Annotated in this window: 19 protein-coding genes, 1 tRNA gene and 6 pseudogenes; 16 read left to right on the top strand and 10 right to left on the bottom strand. The window is 61.3% G+C overall.

Translation table 11 applies throughout. The annotated features are described in order from the left end of the window. Positions 1 to 181 precede the first annotated feature (181 nt). Together AC0L7P_RS10155 and AC0L7P_RS10150 are read right to left on the bottom strand one after the other, a co-directional pair. Positions 182 to 1141: an alpha/beta hydrolase gene (locus AC0L7P_RS10155; protein ID WP_473432702.1), complete on the bottom strand. Its 960-nt coding sequence runs from the start codon at positions 1139 to 1141 to the stop codon at positions 182 to 184. After that, on the bottom strand, positions 1051 to 1929 hold the full coding sequence (locus AC0L7P_RS10150; RefSeq protein WP_473432701.1) for a LysR family transcriptional regulator: 879 nt from the start codon (positions 1927 to 1929) through the stop codon (positions 1051 to 1053). Before AC0L7P_RS10150 ends, AC0L7P_RS10155 begins: the two co-directional genes overlap by 91 nt. 141 nt (positions 1930 to 2070) lie before the next feature. Here AC0L7P_RS10150 and AC0L7P_RS10145 point away from each other — a divergent pair, with 141 nt between their 5' ends. The 6 genes from AC0L7P_RS10145 (at position 2071) to AC0L7P_RS10120 (ending at position 8085) form a co-directional block, all read left to right on the top strand. Continuing rightward, the gene (locus tag AC0L7P_RS10145; protein ID WP_473432700.1) at positions 2071 to 2583 is read left to right on the top strand and encodes a TRAP transporter small permease subunit; all 513 of its coding nucleotides are present in this window, start codon (positions 2071 to 2073) and stop codon (positions 2581 to 2583) included. After that, the gene (locus tag AC0L7P_RS10140) at positions 2580 to 3890 is read left to right on the top strand and encodes a TRAP transporter large permease (RefSeq protein ID WP_473432699.1); all 1311 of its coding nucleotides are present in this window, start codon (positions 2580 to 2582) and stop codon (positions 3888 to 3890) included. Before AC0L7P_RS10145 ends, AC0L7P_RS10140 begins: the two co-directional genes overlap by 4 nt. Positions 3891 to 3926: 36 nt before the next feature. Beyond that, positions 3927 to 5051 carry a C4-dicarboxylate TRAP transporter substrate-binding protein gene (locus AC0L7P_RS10135; protein WP_473432698.1) on the top strand — a complete coding sequence of 375 codons (1125 nt, stop codon included), beginning with the start codon at positions 3927 to 3929 and terminating at the stop codon, positions 5049 to 5051. 161 nt (positions 5052 to 5212) lie between these two features. Beyond that, positions 5213 to 5353 carry a hypothetical protein gene (locus AC0L7P_RS10130; RefSeq protein ID WP_473435539.1) on the top strand — a complete coding sequence of 47 codons (141 nt, stop codon included), beginning with the start codon at positions 5213 to 5215 and terminating at the stop codon, positions 5351 to 5353. 140 nt (positions 5354 to 5493) lie between these two features. Next, a complete protein-coding gene (locus tag AC0L7P_RS10125) occupies positions 5494 to 6966 on the top strand; it encodes a DUF6880 family protein (RefSeq protein ID WP_473432697.1) in 1473 nt (490 codons plus the stop codon). 126 nt (positions 6967 to 7092) lie between these two features. After that, a complete protein-coding gene (locus tag AC0L7P_RS10120; protein WP_473432696.1) occupies positions 7093 to 8085 on the top strand; it encodes an LLM class flavin-dependent oxidoreductase in 993 nt (330 codons plus the stop codon). A 133-nt stretch (positions 8086 to 8218) separates the two neighbouring features. On the opposite strand, the gene AC0L7P_RS10115 is transcribed toward AC0L7P_RS10120, so the two are convergent. Further along, complete coding sequence (locus AC0L7P_RS10115; protein WP_473435435.1) at positions 8219 to 8764, bottom strand: YaeQ family protein; 546 nt, start codon at positions 8762 to 8764, stop codon at positions 8219 to 8221. A gap of 153 nt (positions 8765 to 8917) precedes the next feature. Between AC0L7P_RS10115 and AC0L7P_RS10110 the strand changes: the two genes are divergently transcribed. From AC0L7P_RS10110 to AC0L7P_RS10100, 3 genes are all read left to right on the top strand, one after another. Beyond that, positions 8918 to 9307, top strand: a complete 390-nt coding sequence (locus AC0L7P_RS10110; protein ID WP_473432695.1) for a helix-turn-helix domain-containing protein — start codon at positions 8918 to 8920, stop codon at positions 9305 to 9307. Positions 9308 to 9370: 63 nt separating this feature from the next. Continuing rightward, a protein-coding gene (locus AC0L7P_RS10105) for an IS3 family transposase (RefSeq protein ID WP_473432659.1) occupies positions 9371 to 10524 on the top strand; the annotation gives its coding sequence in 2 pieces (ribosomal slippage) (positions 9371 to 9620 and positions 9620 to 10524; 1155 coding nt in all). After that, positions 10525 to 10983 (top strand): hypothetical protein, encoded by a 459-nt coding sequence (locus tag AC0L7P_RS10100; RefSeq protein ID WP_473432694.1) that lies wholly within the window; start codon positions 10525 to 10527, stop codon positions 10981 to 10983. A gap of 140 nt (positions 10984 to 11123) precedes the next feature. Here the strand turns inward: AC0L7P_RS10100 and AC0L7P_RS10095 are convergent. Next, positions 11124 to 11198: transfer RNA gene (locus AC0L7P_RS10095), tRNA-Asn, on the bottom strand. A gap of 49 nt (positions 11199 to 11247) precedes the next feature. Further along, a pseudogene (locus AC0L7P_RS10090) lies at positions 11248 to 12179 on the bottom strand (MBL fold metallo-hydrolase). Positions 12180 to 12218: 39 nt separating this feature from the next. Between AC0L7P_RS10090 and AC0L7P_RS10085 the strand changes: the two are divergent. Further along, positions 12219 to 13541, top strand: a complete 1323-nt coding sequence (locus AC0L7P_RS10085; RefSeq protein WP_473432693.1) for an ATP-binding protein — start codon at positions 12219 to 12221, stop codon at positions 13539 to 13541. Here the strand turns inward: AC0L7P_RS10085 and pgi are convergent. The 3 genes and pseudogenes from pgi to zwf all read right to left on the bottom strand — a co-directional run bounded on the left by pgi (position 13538) and on the right by zwf (position 17330). Continuing rightward, complete coding sequence (pgi, locus tag AC0L7P_RS10080) at positions 13538 to 15145, bottom strand: glucose-6-phosphate isomerase (protein ID WP_473432692.1); 1608 nt, start codon at positions 15143 to 15145, stop codon at positions 13538 to 13540. The two genes, AC0L7P_RS10085 and pgi, sit on opposite strands and share 4 nt — an antisense overlap. Beyond that, positions 15145 to 15815 (bottom strand): annotated as a pseudogene (gene pgl, locus AC0L7P_RS10075) (6-phosphogluconolactonase). Before pgl ends, pgi begins: the two are co-directional and overlap by 1 nt. 62 nt (positions 15816 to 15877) lie before the next feature. Beyond that, positions 15878 to 17330 (bottom strand): annotated as a pseudogene (gene zwf / locus AC0L7P_RS10070) (glucose-6-phosphate dehydrogenase). A gap of 212 nt (positions 17331 to 17542) precedes the next feature. Here zwf and AC0L7P_RS10065 point away from each other — a divergent pair. After that, the gene (locus AC0L7P_RS10065; protein WP_473432691.1) at positions 17543 to 18493 is read left to right on the top strand and encodes a radical SAM protein; all 951 of its coding nucleotides are present in this window, start codon (positions 17543 to 17545) and stop codon (positions 18491 to 18493) included. An 84-nt stretch (positions 18494 to 18577) separates the two neighbouring features. Here the strand turns inward: AC0L7P_RS10065 and AC0L7P_RS10060 are convergent, their stop codons facing one another. Together AC0L7P_RS10060 and AC0L7P_RS10055 are read right to left on the bottom strand one after the other, a co-directional pair. Continuing rightward, positions 18578 to 19363 carry an SseB family protein gene (locus tag AC0L7P_RS10060; protein ID WP_473432690.1) on the bottom strand — a complete coding sequence of 262 codons (786 nt, stop codon included), beginning with the start codon at positions 19361 to 19363 and terminating at the stop codon, positions 18578 to 18580. Continuing rightward, the gene (locus tag AC0L7P_RS10055; RefSeq protein ID WP_473435434.1) at positions 19360 to 19941 is read right to left on the bottom strand and encodes a uracil-DNA glycosylase family protein; all 582 of its coding nucleotides are present in this window, start codon (positions 19939 to 19941) and stop codon (positions 19360 to 19362) included. The genes AC0L7P_RS10060 and AC0L7P_RS10055 overlap by 4 nt, the downstream gene beginning before the upstream one ends. Before the next feature lie 89 nt (positions 19942 to 20030). On the opposite strand from AC0L7P_RS10055, the gene AC0L7P_RS10050 reads away from it, so the two are divergent. The 5 genes and pseudogenes from AC0L7P_RS10050 (at position 20031) to AC0L7P_RS10030 (ending at position 25315) form a co-directional block, all read left to right on the top strand. After that, on the top strand, positions 20031 to 20384 hold the full coding sequence (locus tag AC0L7P_RS10050) for an ArsR/SmtB family transcription factor (protein WP_473432689.1): 354 nt from the start codon (positions 20031 to 20033) through the stop codon (positions 20382 to 20384). Then, positions 20377 to 21404 (top strand): annotated as a pseudogene (locus AC0L7P_RS10045) (permease). The gene AC0L7P_RS10050 and the pseudogene AC0L7P_RS10045 overlap by 8 nt, the downstream one beginning before the upstream one ends. A 122-nt stretch (positions 21405 to 21526) precedes the next feature. Beyond that, positions 21527 to 22827 (top strand): annotated as a pseudogene (locus AC0L7P_RS10040) (Na+/H+ antiporter NhaA). A 185-nt stretch (positions 22828 to 23012) separates the two neighbouring features. Beyond that, positions 23013 to 23673, top strand: a pseudogene (locus AC0L7P_RS10035) (ABC transporter ATP-binding protein). Continuing rightward, a complete protein-coding gene (locus AC0L7P_RS10030) occupies positions 23651 to 25315 on the top strand; it encodes a KpsE/RkpR family capsule polysaccharide export protein (RefSeq protein WP_473432688.1) in 1665 nt (554 codons plus the stop codon). The pseudogene AC0L7P_RS10035 and the gene AC0L7P_RS10030 overlap by 23 nt, the downstream one beginning before the upstream one ends. Positions 25316 to 25338 lie beyond the last annotated feature (23 nt).

Below are 25338 nucleotides of genomic sequence, written 5' to 3'. Positions count from 1 at the left end.
TCGCGGTCGCGTTTCCATTTCTCGGGGGTGGTGCGCCCCTTCATACAGTTCATCTTCGACTCGACGCGGCTGAATTGAGACAGGCGTTCGGGGGTTAAGCAATATCCGCCACAATGGGGCGCACGGAAGCGCTTCTTTCGACATTCACTGTCAAGAGGCCGGGCAACAAAGGCGCGGATCTTTACCGCAGGAACCGGCCGGAAATGAAAGCGGAGCAGCGGAACGCGATCTGGTCCCGGTCATGGTCGAGTGTCGCGACGTGAAAGGAGCGGTCCAGCCATTGCAACGACACATCCGAAGATCCGACATCGCGCAGGATGCGCAATCCGTTTTCCGGTGCGACGACATGGTCTTCGCGGGACTGGAACACAAGGACCGGCTGCTTCAACTCTGGCAGCAGGATGCCCGTCGCGCAGGTCAGGATGAATCTTTCCCGCATCGTGGAAACGGGAATTCTGTCGTAGCATGTCTCGCGCCGTGTGGGGTGGCTGATGTCTGATCCGATGCCTGGATGGAACGCGTCGGATTCGGTCGAGAACAGGCCTGTCACCTGATCCGGCCGGTAAATGCCGGTCGACCCGTTGATGCTGATCACGCCATCGACACGATCCGCAAAGCGGGCGGCGAGGTTTAAGGCAATCGTTCCGCCCAGCGACAAACCTGCCACGACAACACGGTCGCAGTCATTGTGCAACCGATCGAGCGCAGCCTGCGCAGAGTCCAGCCAGTCGCGGAACCCGGTGCACGCCAGCGCTTCGGGTGTTTCTCCGTGGCCGGCCAGCAATGGCACGCTCAGCGTGACCCCGGTCGCCGCGTGGATCTTGCGGCCGACATGGGCGACGCTTTGGGGCGTGCTGGTGAAGCCGTGCAGCAGCAGCACGCCAGTGTCTGATCCGCTAAGGTAAAAGGGGGTCGGATCGGTATCACAGTCCATCGCGGTCTCACACTGCTCATTCATGTCGGCGCTGCCATAAGACGCAAGGTCGCCACGACGCTCAAATAAGGTTGTGTGATCGGGTGATCGCGGAATTGGATCACCTGCGCGGCCGATCAGGTTGCAAAACTGTCCCGAAAGGCGTGCAGCAGCCTGGTATCGACGACCTTGCTCCAGGCCATTGCAATGGTCATCTGCGGTGTCCAATCCGGCACCGGCAGAATCTGGAGCGCGGCGGGCAGGCTATCGGCCGCGCTGATCGGATAGAAGGTCAGTCCGCGCCCGTCCGCGACCCGCTGAAAGATGACCTGCACGTCCCATGCCTCATCCACGATCAATGGGGTCAGACCCGGTGCAATGAATGCGGCGTCGAGAAGCGCGCGGAATGATCGCCAGTTTTCGCGGACACCCATCACGAAGTCGCTGGTGCGCAGCATGTCAAGCGACACGGCGTTGATCGTGCGGGGAACGACGACGCCGATCGTGGTCGACCAGATCGGCTTTTGCGCAACCTCGGGGTCGTGCACGCTGTCGTGCGACAGAAGGAAACCGATGTCGATCTCGCCGGTCTTGAGGTTGCGCATCATCGTGTCCGTGGACATGACGTGCATCTCGACCTGGCAGCCCGGGTGGCGTTCCTGAAATCGGTCCAACCCACCCGAGATCTGGGAAGACGCGGCAAGCGCCGAGTATCCGACAATGATGTGCCCCCGCGCGCCCAGTTCATTCTGGCGCGACGCGCGGATCGTCCTTTCAAAGGTCGCCAGTGTCTGGCGGGCATCATCAAGAAAAACGCGACCCGGTTCGGTGATTTCGAACACCCCCGCACTGCGCACGAAGATCGCGAACCCAAGGTCGTTCTCGGTGTCCTGCACCGTCTTGCTGACCGCGGGCTGGGCGATGTTCAACATCTCGGCCGCCGCACGGAACCCGCCGGCATCCGCGACGGCAATGGTATAGCGCAGATGGCGGATGCCTATGCGGGTCGGACCCATTGCGTTCTCCTCATCGTATGACGGATCGATAACGAAGTGCGATCACCCGATCAAGCTTTGCGATTTGCGATGAACAGACCTGTGCGGAATGCTGTCAAAAAGCGCAGCCGATCATGAGGATCTCTTGCGCAGGGAGGATCAATGGATCGCGCATTTCGCAAACTGACTCATGGGCTGATGCTTCTCGGTGGCCTGGGCATCATCCTGATGATGCTCAACATCACGCTGGATGTCGTTCTGAAGGTGTTCTGGAACGCCCCGATCCAGGGCACGGTCGAAATCTCGTCCTATTATTATATGGTTGCGATCGTCATGCTGCCGATGGCAATGGTCGAATACGACGACGAACAGATCAGCGTGGACCTGCTGTTCAACCACTTTCCCGACTGGCTGAAGCGGACCAGCCTGATCGCGACCTTCATTGCCACGGCGGGGATGCTGTCAATCATGACCTGGCGCACCGGGCTGGATGCCGTGCGTGCCTTTAACGTCGGCGAGGTGGTCATGGGAAGCCGCGAAATCATCGTCTGGCCCGCGCGCTGCATGCTGCCGCTGGGCTTTGGGTTGGCGGCCGTTGCGGCGCTCATGCGGGCGATCATGCTGTTGCGCGGTCGACCCGTCACGAAACTGCACGATACGGATTCCGCAGCATGAGCATGTTGGCCATCGGTTGGATCGGGGTCGGCAGCCTTTTCGCCCTGCTTGCCCTGCGCATGTCCATCGGCATCGCCCTTATGATCGTGTCATTCATCGGCATTTCGGTCATGCTGAACACGACGGCCGCCTTCGGCATCGTCAGCGCGCTGCCGTTTAGTTTCATCGGTGACTGGTCCCTGACCGCGATCCCGATGTTCCTGCTGATGGGGTTCATCGCCGCCAATACCGGCCTGACGACGGGTGCGTTCGATTTGCTGAAGCTGCTGCTGGCGCGTGTTCCCGGCGGGCTTGCCTCGGCCAGCGTGGGGGCCTGCGGGCTGTTCGCCGCGGCGTCCGGTTCCAGCATCGCGACGACGGCAGCCATGTCGCGCATTGCGGTTCCCGAAATGCTGCGGGCGAAATATCACCCGTCGCTGGCCACAGGCGTGGTTGCGGCCTCGGGTACGCTCGGCTCGCTGATCCCGCCGTCGATCCTGATGGTGCTTTACGGCATCTTCACCGAGCAATCGATCGGCCAGCTCTTCATCGCCGGCGTCATTCCCGGCGTGATCTCTGCCCTGATCTATATGGGCATGATCACAATCCGTTGCGCGCTGAACCCCGCCCTGGCCCCCCGCAGCAAGGGAACCTTCGACACGTCGCGGTTCTTTGCCCTGCTGTGGTCGGTCTGGCCCTTTCCGGTGCTGATCATGGGCGTTCTGGGTGGCATCTTCGGCGGCTTCTTCACCCCGACCGAGGCCGGTGGGGTCGGCGCCACGCTGGCCATCCTGATCGCCGTCCTGCGCCGCAGCCTGACATGGGAGGCCGTGCGCATCGCCATCCGTCAGACCGTTGTGGCGACATCGTCCATCTTCTTTCTGTCGATCGGCGCGATCATGTTCACCCGCTTCATGGGGTTGTCGGGTGTGCCGCGGTCCCTGACGGATGCGATGCTGTCGGTGTCGGACAACCAGATCGTCATCATTCTGATGGTCGCGGGGCTGTTCGTCATCCTGGGCATGGTTATCGATTCGATCGGCCTGATGCTGCTGACGCTGCCGGTATTGCTGCCCGTCCTGGAAGGCGCCGACGTGAACCTGATCTGGTTCGGGATCATCACCATCAAGCTGCTGGAAATCGGGCTGGTCACACCGCCGGTCGGCCTCAACCTCTACGTCCTGCACAGCGCATTATCCGGCAAGGTCAAACTGGGCGACATCATTTCCGGAACGACGTGGTTCATCGCCATGGACCTGCTGACCCTGATCCTGCTGATCGCATTTCCCGCGCTCAGTCTTTTCCTGCCGTCGCTGATGGCAGGCTGACACCAAACCACTGCATGTTCCAAAGGGAGGAAACCTGTGAACACGACATCAATTCTGAAATCCACCGCCGTCGCACTTGTGGCGATGACGACTGCGGCCGCGGCCGAAAGCTATAACGCGAACCATTTCTTTGCCGAACGCCATTCGATGGTGCGCGGGCCATATGTCGAATTCGCGAAAAAGGTCGCGCAGGAAACCAACGGCGAAATCGAATTCACGGTGTTTTCCGCCGGCTCACTGTTGCCGCCGGCTTCGTCGCTGCAAGGGGTCCGCGACGGGGTGGCACAGGTCACCTATCATGCGGGCACCTACACGCCGTCCGAACTGCCCATCGACAACCTGATCGGCAACATGGCGTTCTATAACACCGACCCGCTGGTCATGGCGTTCGCCTCGACCGAATTCGGGCTGACCAACCCCGAACAGCAGGCCGAATGGAAGGCGAACGGCGTCGTCTTCGGCGGCGGCTATTCGACCTCGCAATACTTCATGCAGTGCAACACGCCGATCCGCACGCTGGAGGACATCAAGGGCAAGCGGCTGCGCATGGCCGGTGGGGCATGGTCGCGCTTCGCCGAATACGTCGGTGCCGTGCCGGTCTCGATCCCGTCCAGCGAAATGTATACGGGGCTGGACGCGGGGTCGCTCGATTGTGCGGTGGCCGCGGCGGACGCGCTGGACAGCTTCAGCCTGAAGGATGTCGTCACCGACATGAACACCCTCGCGATCGGCAATTATTACGCCGGGTTCGAATGGGGGTACAACGTGCCGTTCTGGCAGTCGATCTCGCCCGAAAACCGCCGCGTGCTGTTCAACCAGATGGCTTATTACCTGGGCGAGCACCGCATCGAATTCGACAAGGACGTCGCGAAAGCGGTTCAATCCGCGAAGGACGCCGGCATGACCGTCGTCGATCCCGATGAGACGCTGAAAAACGCGCTTGCAGACTTCGTGGTGGCCGACGAAGCGACCCTGATTTCAACGGCAAAGGAGCGGGGTATCGAAAACCCCGAAGATATCCTGACCGCCTTCAAGGCGCTCGTCGACAAATGGGACGGGCTTCTGTCCGAGGTGGACACCAAAGACGTGGATGCCCTTGCCGACCTCGCCCGCACGGAAATCTACGACAAGATCGACGAGACGACTTACGGTGTCTATTGATCCTCGTTGAGCGTGATCACGACAAGAGCAGGCGGCTTTCGGGCCGCCTTCTCTTGAGCGCATTCGCGACAAGATAGCCGCCTCGCGCAAGAAGGGCATGTGGATGGGCGGCAAGCGTGCCAAGAATACCCGAGAGCGTTGAGGACACCGCACGCGCAGCCTTGACCCAACTTGAGCCGCTTTGGAATGAACTCTTCCCCGCCGAGCAGGCCCGCATTGTCCAGCTGCTGGTGGAACGCCTGGACATCGGTCTTGCCGGGCAGGATGTACGCCTGCGGGTTGTGGCCCACCCCGGGCATTGACCATTCGATCACACCGCATTCCCATTGCGGCTTTTGGGTCTTCGTACAGCATTTTATCTGTCGGATGCCCGGTCCTTGTCCCGACCGTCTGGGCAAGGCACTATTTCGGGGCAAACCGTTCCAAAAATCGAGACCTGCCCATGGCCCGCAAACCCGCCCTTTCGATCAACAAGCTGAAGGAACTCGGCATCGACAAGCTTGCGCAACTGGTGCTGGACGAGGCAGAGCGCGACGCAGGCTTTCGGCGCCAGGTCAAGGCGGCGCTGGCCGGGAAATCCGGCCCCGAAGCCATCGCCAAGCTGATCGACCGGCGGCTTTCCGGGTTGGAACGGGCAAAGAGCTTCATCGAGTGGGACAAAGCCCGCGCCTTTCGCGACGATCTGCGCAGTCTGATCGATACGATCACATCCGAGCTTGGCCCCGCCGCTCCGGCCCTGGCCATCGACCGGCTGCTGCGCTTCATCGCGACCCATGAACGGGTCTTCGAGCGCGTTGACGATTCCTCGGGAAATGTTCAGGATGTCTATTATCAGGCGATCAGCGCGACCGGCGATCTGGTGCAGACCCTGACCAGCCCAGAGGCCGACATTCTGCCGGACAAGATCATGGCAGCCCTTGGCGAAAGCTGCCATGGCTATCTGACGGACCTGACCGAGGCCGTGGCGCCGCATCTGCCGCAAGACACCCTGACCCGCTGGGACAGCGATCTGAACGCCGCCATAGCCAAACGACAGGCCATTGAGACGGAGCGCAAATCGGATGGCTGGGTCTACTCCATGACCTCGCAATGGGCGAGGATGCGCCAGACCATCGCGTCAGCGCGTGGCGACATCGACCTGCTTATCGCCATGGAGGCCCAAAAACGCCCGCATATGCAGGACACGCTGGGAATGGCGGCACAGCTTCTTGAGGCCGGTCGTGCGCCCGAAGCGCTTGAGTGGGTGCGCAAATCGGGGCGGCATAGCTTTGGCGAAACTGATGATGGCCTGTCGCCGGAGCAGGTCAGCCTGGAGGCGCATATCTTGGACGCCACGGGCGACAAGCCAGCGGCGCAAGCCCTGCGCTGGCATTGTTTCGAGGCGCGCCTTTCAGCTGGCATTCTACGTGACTACCTCAAGCACCTGCCGGATTTTGAAGACATAGAGGCCGAGGAGCGCGCTCATGCTCTGGCGCTTGAGCAGGCCGACCCCGAGGCGGCGCTGCAATTCTTCCTTGACTGGCCACGTCTCGATCTGGCGGCAAAGCTGATCGTTGCGCATCCCCACCACTGGGACGGCGGCGATTGGCACGTTCTGCCGAAAGTCGCTGCCCTTCTGGAACACGACCATCCGCTGGCCGCGACCCTCCTTTATCGGGCCCTTTTGGACGATATCCTGACCCGTGCACGGTCCAAGGCCTATTCCCATGGCGCGAAATACCTGGGAAAACTGGCCCTTCTGGCCCAAGACGCAGACCGCGAGCGCACCAGCGGAGTGGCCGACCACGCCACCTATCTCGCGCAGCTGAAGAAATCCCACTCCCGCAAAACTGGTTTCTGGTCCCGTACCGGAGCCGCCAAACCAGCGCCAACCAACATCGCCCGCCGTCCTGTTTGGGGCAAGACTGACGAGTGACGCACGCCCCCTGCATTGGCCGGGCGGGCCTGCGCAGTCGCGCAACGCCGGGCCTCACAACAAAAATCCGCGGGTTTCCTTGGTTCGCAACCCTGCAGTGCATAGGTCATGCAAAAGGACCGCACCATGAAGAAATTCTCGTTACTCGACTTGTCGCCGATCCCCGAAGGCAAGACCGCAGCAGATGCCTTGGCCAATACCGCAACCCTTGCCGTCGCGGCAGAGGCTGCGGGATATCACCGCTTTTGGCTGGCCGAGCATCACAACATGCCGGGCATCGCCAGTGCAGCCACGGCGGTTGTCATCGGTCATGTCGCGGCGGCGACGAAAACCATGCGCATTGGCGCCGGTGGAATCATGCTGCCCAATCACGCCCCCCTTATGGTGGCTGAACAATTTGGAACGCTTGCAACCCTGTTTCCCGACCGGATCGACCTGGGATTGGGGCGCGCACCCGGCACGGATATGGCGACAGCCCGCGCGTTGCGGCGCCATATGGCGCCCGAGGATCGCTTTCCCCAGGACGTGCAGGAATTGATTGGCTATTTCAACGACGCGCCGAAGGGCGCTGCGGTGCGCGCCATTCCCGGCGAAGGCACCCAGGTTCCGGTCTGGATTCTCGGCTCCTCGCTCTATGGTGCGCAACTGGCGGCGCATCTTGGCCTGCCCTACGCCTTTGCATCGCATTTCGCACCTGACCTGTTGGAGCAGGCGATTTCGATCTATCGGTCGTCTTTCCAGCCCTCGGAATCCCTTGCGCGCCCCTATGTGATGATGGCCACAGGGGCTTGCGCGGCGGAAACCGAGGCAGAAGCAGAGTTTCTGCGGTCATCGCAATTCCTGGCCTTCGCCAACCTGCGCACAGGAAACCCGGGCAAGCTGCCCCATCCGCAGAACGATGTCGCCTCGCTCATTCCGGCGCCGGTGTTTGCCCAGGTCCAACGCGCATTGTCCTGCTCGGCGACCGGCGATGTTCAGACGGTCCGCAGGCAGTTCGAGGCCCTGATATCCAGGTATCAACCAGATGAGCTTATGGTGACAGGCATGATCCACGACCCGCAAGCAAGGGTGCGATCATTCCAGATTGCCGCAGAGGTTCTGAAGGAATTCAGCACGTAACAATTGATGGCACCTAGAAATGCCATCTGGGTCATCAGGTTCGGGCCGAAGAAGATTTTCGCATAGCAATCGGCGCAGAGGTTGGCGCGCCACTCAACAATGCAAACCCGCCATTCCGGCAGGCATCCGTGAATTAAGCAGCGGGCTTCCATTTTACCGGGGTCACGTAAACGATGCTGTCACCAACACTGACCATCACATCGCCGTCCTGAATATTGACCTGAAACTTCATCGCGCGGCTTACCAGTTTCGCAAGGTCGCTGGTGTCGGTCTCGGACAGATTTATCACCTGAAGATTATCGAAACGGGTGGTGCTGTTTTTAACTTTGTCCCACCACATCTCGGCGGTCCTGCCGCCGTAAGGATAGACGATCACCTTGCCAGCTTTGCCGCAGGATTGGCGCATCACCTTCTCGCTGGGAAGCCCCAGAGCCACCCACAGATCAAGCTCGCCGCTCAGGCTTTTTTGCCAGATGTCCGGTTCGTCATCGGTTGAAAGACCCTTCGTCATTTCCAAATGCGCATGGGCATTCAGCGCAAAAGCCAGGATGCGCACCATCAACCGCTCATCCGTCTCCGACGGGTGCTTCGCAACGGTCAGTTTATGGGTCTCATAATAATGACGATCCATGTCAGAGACCGAGAGTTCAACTTTATAGATCGTTGATTTTTGCGCCATGATCTGTCCCGAAACGCCAAAGATCGGCATGCCTACTGTGTGAATCGGCATGCGAAATTGCCCCACTTAGGTGGGTTATGAGCGAGTAAAATTGACCCACCTGTTTCGTTAACATCGGCGCTTCAAGTGCGGAGGGAAGAGCAGGTGTTATTGATGGAAAGTGTATCGAAGATCCGTCTGTGGGTGCTGGTTGAAGGGCGCAGTATCCGGTCTGTTGCGCGGGCGACGGGATTATCGCGCAACACGATCAAGAAGTATCTGAAGGATGAGAGCCCGCCGAGCTACCAGCGCCAAGCCCCGCCGGTTCGGCACAAACTGTGCAACGGGTTTGATCTTCGGCTTCAGGAGCTGTTCGAGCAGGACCAGAAGCGACCACGCCGGGAACGGCGAACGGCCGTGAGGCTTTATGAGCAGCTTGTGTCGGAAGGGTATACCGGGTCCTATTCGCCGGTTCAGCGATTTGTCCGCGATCTGAAGCAGGCCGGTGCCGGTTCGGGCGAGGCTTTTATCCCGCTTTATTTTGCGGCAGGTGACGCGCTGTGACCTGCCCCCCGGAAGTTCCCTCAATCTGATGTAGAGTCTGCCCAACCTGAAGGAGCAGACGAGATGAGGAAAAGCCGTTTTACCGATGCGCAGATAATCGGGATGATCAAAGAGCAGGAGGCTGGTTTGCCAACCGCTGATCTGTGCCGGAAGCATGGCCTGAGCCCTGCGACGTTCTACAAGCTGAAGGCCAAGTATGGCGGGATGGATTTGTCCGATGCTAAGCGGCTGAAGCAGCTCGAGGATGAGAACGCGAAGCTGAAACGCCTAGTGGCAGATGTCATGCTGGACAATGTTGTGCTGAAGGATCTCCTGGGAAAGCCCTGACGACGCCGATGCAACGGCGGGACGCAGCGCTGCGGGCGATGCGGGATCATCCGATCTCTCAACGCCGGGTCTGCGTCCTGATCGGTGTCGATCCCAAGACCGTGCGGCGCGAAAGATCGCCCGATAATCCGGAGGTCCGCCTGGAAATGAACAAGATTGCTGAGAAACGGCGCCGGTTCGGTTACCGGCGCATTGGCGTCCTGCTGGAGCGCGTGGGCATGATTATGAACGAAAAGAAACTTTACCGAATTTACCGGGAAGAGGGTCTGTCAGTGCGCCGCCGTAGAGGCCGGAAACGGGCGCGAGGCAGCCGCACACCGATGCCAGTGCCATTGCGCCCGAACCAGCGCTGGTCCTTGGACTTCCTGTCCGACACCTTCGGAGCCTGTCGCAAATTCCGCATCCTGGCTGTGAACGACGATTGCTGCCGCGAAAACCTATGCCTGGTCCCGGACACGAGCATCTCCGGGGCCAGGGTCGCACGGGAGTTGGATGCGCTGGTCCGGATCTATGGGAGGCCCGCCTGCATTGTCTCGGACAATGGCACCGAGTTTACCAGCAAAGCGATCCTGAAATGGGCAAACGACAACAAGGTCGAGTGGCATTACATCGATCCCGGCAAGCCGCAGCAGAACGGCTACATCGAGTCATTCAACGGCAGCCTCCGCGATGAATGCCTGAACGAAGAGATCTTCGACACCTTGGCAGATGCCCGCCGAACGCTGGCCCTCTGGCGCTACGATTACAACAACGTCAGGCCACACTCATCGCTCGGCAACAAGACCCCAGCAGAAGCGCGCCGGGCGCTTGACCTACATGATGGCACCGCGCCCGGCGCGCTTGCCACACCCGAAATCGACGACTATCAAACCCAAGGACTCTCGTTATGAATGAGGGACGACCGGGGGGCAGGTCAGAGGGCAGCGTTTCCAACTGTGGCAAACAGACAGATTATTCATCCCTACTTGGATGATGACCATTTTTTCACGGAAAAGTGGACGACGGCTACCGTTGTGCGAACTGATCCGATTACGGTGACGTTTTCTGTGGCTGCGCCAAACTACTGGAGCTTGGTCGATCAAGACAGGGTTTGGTACCATTTTGATGACTGTGATTTAGCCCTCAGATACAGCAAGCAGGTACCGGGAGAAATCGGTCCGCTCATCGATCAACGCAAATCCTCGCTTCGAAATTTGCCAGTTGTGGACTTCCGAGCGGTCTTGAGAGACGTAGCTGATAGCAACACGCTTCCAATCAACGGTTGGAAAAGAACCTTGTATGCTGCGTTGGCCGACACTGATTGGTTCTACAACGCTGACTTCAACTCACCCGAAGGACACATGCACTAAGTCCTTCAAAACAGAGAATGATCAAGCCGTACATACCTACTGTAGGGATGGAGTTCTCATGCGGACAGTGTTTTCTGTACTTATTCTGTACTCGAAAAGAAAAAGGACTTAGCGGATGAGCGCTAAGCCCTTGAATTCTTTGGCTCCGGCGGTAGGGATCGAACCTACGACCAATTGATTAACAGTCAACTGCTCTACCGCTGAGCTACGCCGGACCATGGGCGGGACATAGCAATACCTTTGGGCAGCGTCCAGAGGGTTTTGTCACAAATTTTCGGCCCGGGTGAATTTGGCGTCCAGGGAAAGGTGCGGCAGGGCGTGGATCTGGCTTTTTGACGCCAGATCAATGAGATGGGCCAGGACGTTGCGTGTGGCGGCGGGCAGAAGGGCTGGCGCGAGGTCGGCGTAAACCATGCGGGTGATCGCAAAAAGCGACAGCGGCGTGTCACCGAGGGCCGCGAGAATCTGGCGTTCACGGGATTCGCGGTGGGCGATCAGGGCGTCGATCCGCATCTGTGGCGCCCGGACCGGGGCACCATGACCGGGAAAAAGCATCCGCGCGCCCAGTGTTCGCAGCCGTCGGCACGACGCCATGAAGGCCGCCATATCGCCATCGGGGGGGACACAAGCGAGGTGGACCAGCCCATCACCAGATCGCCCGAAAACACCACATCGCCCATGGCGAAACACAGGTGGTTGCCCATATGGCCGGGGGTGTGCAGGGCGCGCAGATGCCAGCCGGGGCCGTTCACATCGGCGTTGTCGGCCAGGGTCACATCGGGGGCAAACCCCGCATCGACGCCCTCACCGCCCCCCGTCAGCCCGTCAGCGGCCAACCGCGCCATGACCGGGCTGCGCCCCGCATCGGCGGGGCCGAACCCATAAACCGGCGCGCCCGACCTGCGGCCAAGCATGCCGGCCAGGGGTGAGTGATCGAGATGCGCGTGGGTCACCAGAATATGGGTGATCCTTTCGCCGGCAAGCGCCCGTGTGATGGCCAGCATGTGCGCCGGGTCGGATGGCCCCGGATCAATCACCGCAACATCGCCCTGCCCCACCACATAGGTGTTGGTGCCACGAAAGGTCATGGGCGACGGGTTGGGTGCCAATATCCGGCGCACACCGGGCGCCACCTGTTCGGCCACCCCCACCGGAGGGTCAAAGGTCATCGGATCATTTTCGGGGTCTGTCACCATGGCCCTTTCTTGCGCCCGCCCCAGAGGATAGCAAGGGGCATGACTTTTGCCTGGCTCAAACGATATGCTCCGCGCTCGCTTTACGGGCGGGCGGCGCTGATCCTGCTGACGCCGGTGATCGTGATTCAGCTTGTGGTCGCCGTGGTGTTCATCCAGCGCCACTATGAAGACGTCACCGAACAGATGACCCGCAACATTGTGCTGGAGCTGCGCCTGCTGGTCAGCCGGATTGACGCGGCGCCCTCGCCCGCAGCGGCGCTGGCGCAAACGGCCGATCTGGCCCAGGGGCTGCGCCTTGATCTTACCCTGCCCGTAGCGCGCAACGACACCGGCAACCGGCGGCGGTTTTATGATCTGTCGGGGCGTATTGTCATCAACACCCTGCGCGCCGAATTGCAGCGTGTCACCTGGATCGACCTTGCCGAGGATGACGGCCGGGTGATGATGGGGATGAGAACCACCCACGGATCGCTGGCAATCACCTTCCCACGGTCGCGGGTGTCAGCGTCCAACCCTCATCAGCTGTTGGTGCTGATGGTCGGGGTCAGCCTGCTGATGACGGTGATCGCCTTTTTGTTTCTGCGCAATCAGGTGCGCCCGATCCATCGGTTGGCCAAGGCTGCTGCCGCCTTTGGGCGTGGCCATGCGGTGCCCTATCGCCCATCGGGGGCCGCCGAGGTGCGTGCCGCGGGGCAGGCATTTCTGGACATGCGCAACCGGATCGAGCGCCAGATCGAACAGCGCACCGTCATGCTTTCGGGGGTAAGCCACGATCTGCGCACCCCTCTGACCCGGCTGAAACTGGGGCTAACCATGCTGGATGCCGGCCCGGATATCGAAGATCTGTTGAGCGATGTCCGCGATATGGAGGCGATGCTGGATTCCTTCCTCAGCTTTGCCCAGCTCGATTCACTCGACGACCCGGAACCGGTGAATCCAGCCTACTTTCTTGGCACGCTGGCACGGGGCGCGGCGCGGGGCGGGCAGGATGTGCAACTGATCACCCCCTGCCCCGAAGGCCCGGTGCTGCTGCGCCCGTTGGCCGTGCGCCGCGCGCTGGAAAACCTGATCGGCAACGGGGTGCGCCACGCAGACCACATTGAGCTGTCCTGTGACATAAGCGAACGCGCGGTGGTGTTCCGGGTCGAAGACAACGGGCCGGGCATCGACCCCGCCGTGCGCGAAGAGGCGCTGAAACCCTTTACCCGGCTGGACACCGCACGCGGCCAGAACCGGGGTGGCAACGTGGGGCTGGGCCTGTCCATCGCCATCGACATCGCGCGACAGCATGGCGGCACCCTGCGTCTGGAAACCAGCGAACATTTGGGCGGGCTGCGCGCCGAACTGGTGCTGGCGCGTTAGCCCCCGTGGCGATGGATATAGCCGACCAGCCCGAGGGTTGAGCCATCCTTGCCCGCCCCGTCGCTTTGGCCGCTCACCACCGGCTCCAGCGCCAGCGCCAGTTCCTTGCCCAGTTCAACCCCCCATTGATCATAGGAGTTGATGCCCAAAAGCACCCCTTCGACAAACACCCGGTGTTCATAAAGCGCGATGATCTGGCCCAGAACAAACGGGGTGAGTTTCGGATAGGCCAGCGTGGTTGATGGCCGGTTGCCCGGAAACACCCGGTGGCGCGCCTGACGATCCAACTCATCGCCACTGAACCCTTTTTGCGCCATCAGCGCCCGCGCCTCGCTCAGGCTGCGCCCGCGCAACAGGGCCTCGGATTGGGCAAGGCAATTGGCGATCAACAGGGTGTGCTGATGTTTCAGGTCATCCTCAAACCCTTCGGCACCCACCATGAATTCGCAAGGGACAACCCGGGTGCCCTGATGGATCAACTGATAAAATGCGTGCTGCCCGTTGGTGCCCGGTTCGCCCCAGACCACGGGGCCGGTGTTGACGGGCACATCGCTGCCATCCATCGCCACCGCCTTGCCGTTGCTCTCCATTTCAAGCTGTTGCAGATAGGCAGGCAGACGCAAAAGCCGCTGTTCATAGGGTAAAACGGCGCGGGTGGCGTATCCACAGCCCTGATTGTGCCAGATGCCCACAAGGGCCAGCATGATTGGCATGTTGTCCTGCGGTGCGGCGGCGCGGAAATGCAGATCCATCGCCTCGGCCCCGGCCAGAAAGCTGCGGAACGCATCATGCCCGATGGCCAGCATCAACGGCAGGCCGATCGGCCCCCAGATGGAATAGCGCCCGCCAACCCAGTCCTCAAAGCCGAACACCCGTTCCGGCGCGATGCCGAAAGCGGCGGTTTTCTCGGCGGCGGTGGACAGGGCGGCAAATTGTGCGCCGGGGTCTTTCACCACCTCGCCCATCCACGCCTTGGCGGTGGCGGCGTTGGTCATGGTTTCGATGGTGGTAAAAGTTTTCGACGCAATCACCACCAGCGTGGTCTCCGGGTTCAGCCCGCGCAGGGTATCGGCAATATGGGCCCCATCGACGTTGGAAACGTAATGCACCTTCGGCCCGTCGTGGTAAGGGGTCAGCGCCAAAGTGGCCATCACCGGCCCAAGGTCAGAGCCGCCAATCCCGATATTCACCACATCGGTGATCGCCCCGCCCTGCCCCGTGAACGTACCACTGCGCACGGCATCGGCAAAATCGCCCATGCGTTTCAGGGTGTCCAGAACCCCGGGCATCACATCGGTGCCATCCACCATCACCGGTGTGCCCGTCAGGTTGCGCAGGGCGGTGTGCAGCACCGCGCGCCCTTCGGTATCGTTGATCGGTTCGCCTGAAAACATGGCGTCACGCTTTTGCGTCAATCCAGCATCGTCGCACATGGAAATCAGCAAATCGCGGGTTTCGCCATCAATGTTTGTCTTGCCATAATCAAACAGCAGATCGCCCGCCGTCACCGAAAAATCGCCCGCCCGCGAGTCGTTGAACAATGACAGGATGTTACGGTCCGCCACCCGGGTGGCGGCATCGGAAAGAGAAGTCCAGTCAATCATTATTCGGCCCAATGTATTGTTGCTTCGCCCAGAACCGCCGCAATCGGCGCCTCAGCGGGGAAAGGTGGCGCGCGCGTTCGATCGCGGCACGTTTTTCGGCCCCGGTAATCACCACATGGGTGGACAACGCGCCGCGCAAAACCGGTGCCGTCAGGGTGATGCGTGGTTCCGGTGCGCCGGGGGCGCGCATGGCCATCAGGGGTGGTGCGTCATTTTCCAGGGCCGCGTCCAACTGATCGGCGCCGGGAAACAGCGATGCGGTGTGCATATCCGCCCCCATCCCCAACAGCAGAATCGACAGGGGCAACACCGCGCTCACCTTTTCGGCCAGCGCGTCCAGCCGATCCTCGGGGGTGGGGGCATCGGCGTAAAGTGGCACATGGTTGGCCGCCGCCGCCTTGTCGGTCAACAGCCGCTGACGCAACAACCGGGTGTTTGACCGCTCGCTGGTTTCTGGCACCCAGCGTTCATCGGTCAGCAGGATATGCACCCGCCCCCAATCCAGATCGGCACCACACAGCGAATCAAACACCGGCCCCGGCGTGGTGCCCCCCGGCACCGCCAGCGATGCCCATTCATGGGTCATCAGGCAATTGTTCAGCTCGCTGGCGATCTTGTCCGCCAGTTGCATCATCATCATTTCGCGGTCAGGATATTCCCTCAGGTCCATGGCTGGCCCCCTTTCGGTTTCATGGGCAGATTACCCCGCAGTGCGGCGTATCGAAAGCCCCCTCACTCCTTGATTTCGCGCCAGCGCCGGCCCTCGCGGTGCATCAGCATCTGCGCCTCTTCCGGCCCCGAGGTGCCGGGGTCATAGGTTTTGGGCGCATCGCCCCGTCCTTCCCATCCCTCGATGATCGGATCGGTCCAGGCCCAGGCCGCCTCAACTTCGTCACCGCGCATGAACAGGGTCTGGTTGCCCCGGATCACATCCATGATCAGCCGCTCATAGGCGTCGGGGGCGTCTTCGGCATCGGGGCCAAGGGCATCGGCAAATGTCATATCCAGCGGCACATCAATCAGCCGCATCCCCCCCGGCCCCGGTTCCTTGATCGTGACGCCCAGGGTCATGCCTTCGTTGGGTTGCAGGCGGATGGTCAGGATATTGCGGTGTGTTCCCGCCTCATCGCCAAAGATCGAATGGGGCGTGTCCTTGAACACCACGGCGATTTCGCTGGTGCGCGCCTTCAACCGTTTGCCGGTGCGCAGATAAAACGGCGTTTCCGCCCAGCGCCAGTTGCTCACATTCACTTTCATCGCGATGAAGCTTTCGGTCAGGCTGCGCGGGTGCTCCACATCCTCGCGATACCCCGGCTGATCGCCCTCGGGCCCATATTGCCCCCGCACAATGTGATGCGGTGCCACCGGATCAAGCGCGCGAATGACCTTGAGCTTTTCATCGCGCACCGAATCCGGTGAAAACCGGCTCGGCGGCTCCATGGCAATCAGGCACAACAGCTGCATCAGGTGGTTCTGCACCATATCCCGCATGGCGCCGGATTTGTCGTAATAGGCACCACGCCCGCCTACCCCGACAGTTTCGGCCACGGTGATCTGGATGTGATCGACGTATTGGGCGTTCCACAGGGGTTCGAACAGCATGTTGCCGAACCGGACCGCCATCAGGTTCTGGACCGTTTCCTTGCCCAGGTAATGATCAATCCGGTAAATCTGTGTCTCATCAAAATGCAGCGCCAAAGTGCCGTTCAGCGATTTGGCCGAATCAAGATCGCGCCCAAAGGGCTTTTCAACCACGATCCGGGTGTCCTGATCCGCCAGCCCGTGTTTGTGTAACCGTTCTGCCAGATCGCCAAACAGGCTTGGCCCGACCGAGAAATAATAGGCGTGAACCACATCATCACGCACCAGATCGGCCAGTTGCGCCCAGCCTCCGTCGCCCTTGGCGTCGATGGTGACAAAATGCAGCCGCTCCAGAAACTGCGCCAGACAGGCCTCGTCACGGCCATCGGGAATGAATTCCTCAACCGCTTCGCGCACGAAACCACGGTAATCTGCGTCACTGTATTCGGCCCGCGCCGCGCCGATGATCTCGCGCCTCGGCGGGCATCTGACCGGCAACGAACCGGCGAAACAGCCCCGGCAGGATCTTGCGCCGGGCCAGATCGCCCGTGCCACCAAAAATGACCAGATCGAATGCATCGACCGGAATAACGCGTGAGACCATGATACCCTCGTCTGCTTGCGGCCCGCGGGCCGGTCTTGCCTGTCGCGCTCACGCCTGTTAGCGCTAACCAGACTTTCTCGCCTCTTATCGCCCCCCGCGGGCCAAGTCCAGCGTTCCGCGCCGCCTTCACAACTGTGTCAAACCTGCGGCGCGGGGTTTCGGCCAGCCCGGCAAGACGTTACCACATTTGCCAAACCATGCGGAGCGTTGCAATGAAAGACCAGACCCACGCCATTGATCCGGCCAAGTTTCGCGACCCCCGCGTTACCGCCAAGGGCGAACGCCGCGCGACGGTCAGCCTCGGTGATCCGCAAACCCTGTGGTTCAACACCGGCACCCTGTGCAACATCGAATGCGTGAACTGCTATATCCAAAGCTCACCCACCAATGATGCGCTCGTCTATATCACGACGGATGAGGTGATTTCCTACATCGATCAACTGGAGACCCGACACTGGAAGGTGCGCGAGATCGGCTTTACCGGCGGCGAACCCTTCATGAATCCCGACATGATCCCCATGGCGCGTGCCGCCCTGACCCGGGGCTATGAGGTGTTGATCCTGACCAACGCCATGCGCCCGATGATGCGCAAATCCATGCGCGACGGGCTGGTCGCGCTGCAAGCCGATTTTCCCGGCAAGATGACCCTGCGCATTTCGGTCGATCACTGGTCCGAAGACATGCACGACACCGAACGTGGCAAGGGCGCCTTTGCCAAAACCATCGACGGCATGAAATGGCTGCGCGATGCGGGCATTCCCATGGCCGTGGCCGGGCGCACCGTCTGGGGCGAAACCGATGCACAATCCCGGGCGGGCTACGGCGCGCTCTATGCCCGGCACGGCTTTGCCATCAACGCCGATGATCCGGGCGAAACGGTTCTGTTTCCCGAAATGGATGATCGCGCCGATGTGCCTGAAATCACCACCGCCTGCTGGGACATCCTCAACGTTTCGCCCACATCGGTCATGTGCGCCTCGTCGCGCATGGTGGTCAAACGCCGTGGCGCCGCCAAACCGGCGGTGCTGGCCTGCACGCTCCTGCCCTATTCCCCGGAATTCGAACTGGGCGAAACCCTCGAACAGGCCGAGCGCGACGTCGCCCTCAACCATCCCCATTGCGCAAAATTCTGCGTGCTGGGCGGGGCAAGCTGTTCGGCCTGAACGCCCTGCGGGATGGCGGGTGGGGCGTCGGCGCAGCCGCGCGTCACCCCCATCAGCAGTATTTCACCCCTTCGCCCCCACGGCCTAGCGCAGTTTTGGCGGGCGGGCCGGGTCCATGCCGGGGTTGGCGCCCGGAGGGGCAGATTGCTCAACCTCGGGCAAATCGAACCGCAGCCCGACCCGCGCCAGACGCGCGGCAAAAGGATCGCTTGGGGCAAAGAACCCCACGTCCAGCATCCCCGCCCCGACCCCGGAAAACGCCAGCGCCTCGCCTGTCGCCTGCGCCAGCGCGGCTTCGGCCCCCGGCGCCGGATCGACAAAGGCCAGAAGATGCGACAGCCCCCCATCGTACCGCGCCCCCACAAGATAGGCCGTCCGCGCCATCCCCGCCGCCGTGGCCAGTTTCGCATCCAACCCCTGCAACAGGCGTTCGGGCAAACCACGGGGGACGGTAATTTCGCGCGGGCGCGCCTCGATCTGTTGCGGGGCCTCTGACAGGGTGGCGACCAGCCAATTCAGGGCATCGGGGGGAATAAGAAACGACGAGGGCGCCACATCAGGGTTCAGCGCAAGGCCCAACCCCTGAGGCGCCAGCATCGCGGCGATCGCCCGCCCCGACAGCGCCGCATAGGGGATGATGCCCCCCGCAAAACCGGCCAGGCGTTCCTCGCGGTCAAACCCCAGAACAAACCGGCCCTCGTCCGTGTCAAACACCGAGGGCGCGATGGTTTCGCCATCCGCCTCGGCGTCAAGCATCATGAACAATTCGCCATCGGCCAGCCGTTCGTAAAACCGCAGACGCAGGGCATCGTCGCCCGGGGCCTGTTCCATGGCGGCGTGGGCGTGGTCAAGGGGAGTTTCGGGTGTCATGTCAATTCCTGTGTGACGGCGGCGCGCAGGGCGGGCAACAGCTCGGCCTCGAACCAGGGATGTTTGCGCAGCCAGCCGGTGTTGCGCCAGCTTGGGTGCGGCAGGGGAAAGACGGCCGGCGCCAGAGCGCGCCAGTTTTCCACATGTTCGGCCACCGTGCCGGGGCCAAGGTGCCATTTGTGGGCATAGCCCCCAACCACCAGCGTCAGCGGCACCGGCCCGATGTATTCCATCACCCGGTCACGCCATGTGCGCGCGCAAATGGCCGGGGGCGGCAGATCCGATCCTTTGGCGGAATAGCCGGGAAAACAGAACGCCATTGGCACGATGGCAATGCGGCTGCGGTCATAGAAGGTGTCGGCGTCAACGCCCATCCAGTCGCGCAGCCGGTCGCCCGACGGATCACTGAACGGCCGCCCCGAGCGATGCACCCGCGCCCCGGGCGCCTGCCCCGCGATCAAAATCCGCGCACCACGCCCGAACCACGGCACCGGGCGCGGCGCGTGCCGGGTGGCGGTGGCGGCAAAGCGGGCGGCGCACAGGGTGCAGGCCGCGATTTCGGCAGGCAGATCAGGCATGCCCACCACATAGGCCGTGCGCGGCGGCAGGTCCATGAGGGGTTGCATCAATTCTATATTTCTATATCCATAGAAATATGAAAACACATATGACCGACTCACTCGCAATCGAACAGGTGGCCTCGACCTTTGCCGCCCTCGGATCGGAACAACGGCTGGCAGTGCTGGGCGCCCTGGTGCGCGCCGGGCCAGATGGGCTGAGCATCGGGGCGCTGGGGGAAAAATGCGGCGTCACCGGATCGACCCTGACCCATCACATGCGCATTCTTACCCAGGCGGGGCTGGTGCAACAGGTGCGCAAGGGCCGCTCCATCATCTGCGCGGCGGTCGAATATGGCCGGGTGCAGGCCCTGACCGATTACCTTTTACGCGAATGTTGCGCTGATCGCGTACGCGAATGCTGTACTGATCGCGACGCAATCGGAGAACACCGCCATGTCTGACCACTGCCACACCCACGCGCCCGCCGGTATGCCGTCGATCTTCAACGCCTGGACTGCAAGCATTTTCTTGCTGGTCGTCCTTGCCATTGTCGACATCGCTGAACTGTGGCCGACCATATCCTTTGCCCTGAACGCCATGGGCCACACGGCCCCCTTTATCATCTTTGCCGTCTGCGCCGTGGCCTATCTCAAGGCAAGCGGGGCGGAAAACCTGTTGGCCAAGGCATTTGAGGGGCGACAGGTGCGCATGATCGTGCTGGCCGCCCTGCTGGGCGGGTTGGCGCCGTTTTGCAGTTGCGAGGTGATTCCCTTTATTGCCGCCCTTCTGGCCGTGGGCGCACCGCTAAGCGCCGTCATGGCTTTCTGGCTGGCCTCACCGTTGATGGACCCGGCGATGTTCGCGATCACCGGCGCCGCCCTTGGGTTTGATTTCGCGGTGGCCAAGGCGGTTGCGGCGGTATCATTGGGCCTGCTGGGCGGGGCAGTTGTGATGATCTTTGCCAACAGCCCGGTTTTTGCCGATCCGCTGAAGCCACAACCAACCCGCAAAGGGTGCTGTGGCAGCGCAAAGCCGTTTTCCGGCAAACCCGTCTGGGCGTTCTGGCACAGCGCCGAGCGGCGTGAAACCTTCCGTGATACGGCCATCGACAACGCGCTGTTTCTCACCAAATGGCTGTTGCTGGCCTATCTGTTCGAGGCGCTGATGCTGCGCTATGTGCCTGCCGACTGGATCGGTTCGGTGCTGGGGGGCAGGGAATCGGCCCGATCTTTCTGGGCGCATTGGTGGGCGCACCGGCCTATCTGAACGGCTATGCCGCCGTGCCGCTGGTCGATGCCCTGCTGGATCAGGGCATGGCGCCGGGGGCGGCGATGTCGTTCGTGCTGGCCGGGGGTGTCAGTTGCATTCCCGCCGCCATTGCTGTCTGGGCGCTGGTGAAACCCCGGGTCTTTTTCGCCTATATCGGCATCGCCATGACGGGCGCGGTTCTGGCCGGTCTGAGCTGGGGCGCCCTGGCCTGATCCCGCCCTGCGGCCGTTCCAACCGGATTGGCCGCAGGTTCCTGTCGCGACATCAAGGGCGATTGCCCCTGTCACAGGGATGATTTAGGCCTTGGACCAATCTGCCGGGGGTTGGGGGAAATATGTATCGTGTCTGGAACTTCGTCACCAATTATTCTCTTTTGCTGATCGTCGGTGCGCTGATCGCCCTGATATGGGCCAACGTCGATCCTCAGTCCTATCATCACATGGTGGATTACCCCCTGTGGTTCAACGATCTGATCGGCATCCATTCCGGCAAATGGATGGACAGCCACGGCGCGGATTACGGCTTGGATGCCATCGGGGATGTGAACCGGGTTCTGACCTTTCATTTTCTGATCAATGACATCCTGATGGCGTTCTTCTTTGCCGTCGCCGCCAAAGAGGTCTGGGAGGCGGTGATTCTTGAAAACGGCGCCCTGCGCGGCAAAAGGCGGCAACACCCCTGATCGCCACCCTTGGCGGGATGCTTGGGCCGATCGTGGTGTACCTCGGGATGGCGCATTTCGTCTTTGGCTCTGAAACCTATGACGCGGTTGCCCGGGGCTGGGCGATTCCCACGGCCACCGATATTGCGTTTTCCTATCTCGTGGGGCGGATCGTGTTCGGCGCGGGCCATCCGGCGGTGCGGTTCCTGCTGTTGCTGGCGATTGCCGATGATGCGGCGGGGCTGATCATTCTGGCAGTCTTCTATCCCTCGGCCGAACTGGCGCCTGCCATGCTGCTGGTGTCGCTGGCGGCGGCGGTTGCCGTGTTCGTGCTGTTCAACTGGTTGCCGCGCAAGATGGATGCCCGTGACCAGTTGCGCCCCCATTCGACATGGGTGCGGGAAAAGCTGTCGTTCTGGCCCTATCTGGCGGCGGGGTGCATCAGTTGGTGGGCGTTTCAGCAAAGCGGGCTGCATCCGGCGCTTGGGCTGCTGCCGATCGTGCCCACCCTGCCCCATGCGGACCGGGCCTTTGGCATCTTTTCCGAGGCCGAACAATATCTGACCGACCTTCTGAACCACACCGAACATCTGCTGAAACACCCGGTTGAGGTGATCCTGTTCTTTTTCGGGCTGTTGAACGCGGGGGTTGAATTCAACACAATCAGCACACCGACGTGGCTGGTGCTGGCCGGGCTTTTGATCGGAAAACCTGTTGGCATCTTCCTGTTTGGCTGGGGCGCGGCGCGGCCCTTGGGGCTGGGCCTGCCGGCGGGGATGCGCACGGTTGATCTGTTCGTGGTGGGCTGTGTGGCCGCCATCGGGTTTACCGTTTCGCTGTTTGTCGCCTCGGTCGCCTTTCCCGGAGGGCCGATTCAGGACGCGGCCAAGATGGGCGCGCTGTTCAGCTTTGCGGCGGCGCTGATCTCTTTCATCGCGGGAAAATTGACCCGGGTTGAGAAACAATCAGGCTAAGCCGCGCCCCTCACCCCTGAATCCGGCACATCTGGAAACAATTGACCGGATTCTGCGGGTCCGCGACACGCAAACACCTGTGATCGCGGGGCGCTCTGACATAATATGGCCCAATTGAACGCATATGCAGGGTGTTAACCACTATATGTTAGCTGTGGGTCATCCAGACAGGCGCCGGGGCGCAAATGATCGAGTTTGAAAATGTTTCCAAGTCCTATTGGACAGGATCACACCACAAGGTGATTCTGCACCGCGCGTCGTTTCGCGTTGAGCTCGGCAATTCTCTCGGGATTCTGGCGCCCAACGGCACCGGGAAAACCACCCTGATCAACATGATGGCCGGGTTGGAAAAACCTGATGAGGGCACGATTTCCCGCACCTGCCGGATTTCCTTTCCGCTGGGGTTCATGGGCGGCGTGATTGGCCGGCTGTCGGGCACCGAAAACGCGCGCTTCATCGCCAAACTCTATGGCATTGACCCCGATTATCTTGAGGCGTTCTGCCGCTGGCTGTGCGGGTTGGGTGAATATTTCGACATGCCGGTGGGCACCTATTCGGCGGGCATGCGCTCGCGCCTGTCCTTTGCGCTGCTTTTGGCGCTGGAGTTCGATATTTACCTGATCGATGAAGGCATGCCGTCGACCACGGATGTGGAATTCAACAAAAGGGCCGGCTCCATTCTGCGCGAGCTGGCTTGAAAATTCCACCATCGTGGTGGTGTCGCATCAGGCGAAAACCCTTGAAAAATTCTGTCGCTCAGCGGCCGTTCTGATGGACGGACAGCTGAACATGTTTGATACACTGGAAGAGGCCAAGCAGCTTTATGACTACGAAACCGAAAGTTAGAAAGTTCCGCATTCGCCGCTCCAGCCCCTTGGCAACAGCGCCCGCGACCGACGAACCAACCGGCGAAACGGCCCCCGACGCCGCGCCCAACGTGCATCCTATGCCCGAACCACCACGCAGCGCGCCCGAACCGGCCAAAACCCAACAGCCGACCCCGGCGGAGAATGCGGCGGTTTCCTCGCCACAGGATGTGGCCGCCGAAGATGACATGACGGCGCTGCGCCGCGAGGGGCTGACCGGGCGGCAGTTGCGCATGGCCCGGCGTCTGGCCCAGAAACACGGGCTGGCCCCCACATCGGATTTCGACGCCGTGCGCCTGTTGCGCGCCCGCGGGATCGACCCGTTCGAGCGGGCCAATATGCTCGAACTTGTGGTGCCGGAACAAGGGGCGGGCCTGCCGGGTGACGCACGGGTGCAATTGCCCCAGACGCGCAAGCCCGATCAGGTTCCCTCGACCCAGGTGGGCACCCCGCCCCGCCCCGATCCGCGCGATGCGCGAAATCGCGAGATTCAAGGCATCCAGCGTGACATCGCCCGCCGCCGCCGCCGCAAATCAGCGCTCTTGTTGGCGCGACTGCTGGTTCTGGTGGGTCTGCCCACGCTGATTGCGGGGTATTATTTCTATGCCATGGCCACGCCGATGTATGCCACCAAGTCGGAATTCGTGATCCAGCAAGCCGATGTCGGATCGGCCAGTGCGCTTGGCGGGCTGTTTTCCGGCACCAGCTTTGCCACCAGTCAGGATTCGATCGCCGTTCAAAGCTATCTCCAATCCCGCGATGCCATGCTGCGGCTTGATGCCGACGAAGGATTCAAGAAACATTTTTCGGATCCGTCGATTGATCCGCTTCAGCGGCTGCCGGAAAACCCAAGCAACGAACAGGCCTATAAGGTGTTCAAAAAGAACGTCGAAATCGGCTATGATCCGTCGGAAGGCATCATCAAGATGGAGGTTGTCGCCGCCAACCCCGAGGCCAGCGCCGAATGGTCCAAGCGCCTGATCAAATACGCCGAAGAACAGGTCGATAACCTGACCCGGCGCCTGCGATCCGACCAGATGGAGGGCGCCGAGGGCAGCTATGCCGATGCCGAGGCCAAAATGATGGCGGCCCAGAAAAGGGTGCTGGATTTGCAACAGGAACTGGGCGTTCTTGACCCCACCGCAGAAACCGGCGGATTGATGAGCCAGATCACAACGTTTGAGGTGCAGCTTCAGGAAAAGCGTCTTCAATTACAACAGCTTCTTGATAACAGGCGACCGAATGAGGCGCGGGTTGACGGGGTGCGTGGCGATATTTCGCGACTGGAAACACTGATTGATACCCTGCGCAGCCAGTTGACCGAAGGCGACGGCAGCGCCAGTTCGCTCGCCCAGATCTCCAGCAAGTTGCATATGGCCGAGGTCGATCTTCAGACCCGGACGATGCTGATGCAACAGGCCCTGCAACAGCTTGAGGCCGCGCGCATCGAGGCAAACCGCCAGACCCGCTATCTCTCCATGGGGGTTTCGCCTGTTCCGCCGGATGAACCGACCTATCCGCGGGCCTTTGAAGACACGCTTCTGGCGTTCCTGATCTTCTCGGGGATCTATCTTCTGGTGTCGCTGACGGCGTCGATCCTGCGTGAACAGGTCTCGGCCTGACGACGTGGGGGGCGGATCGGGCT

It is taken from the genome of Oceaniglobus sp. K40-3, assembly GCF_055808395.1.
Note: the sequence above shows the minus strand (reverse complement) of the source record. Positions and strands in the feature narration are given on the sequence as shown.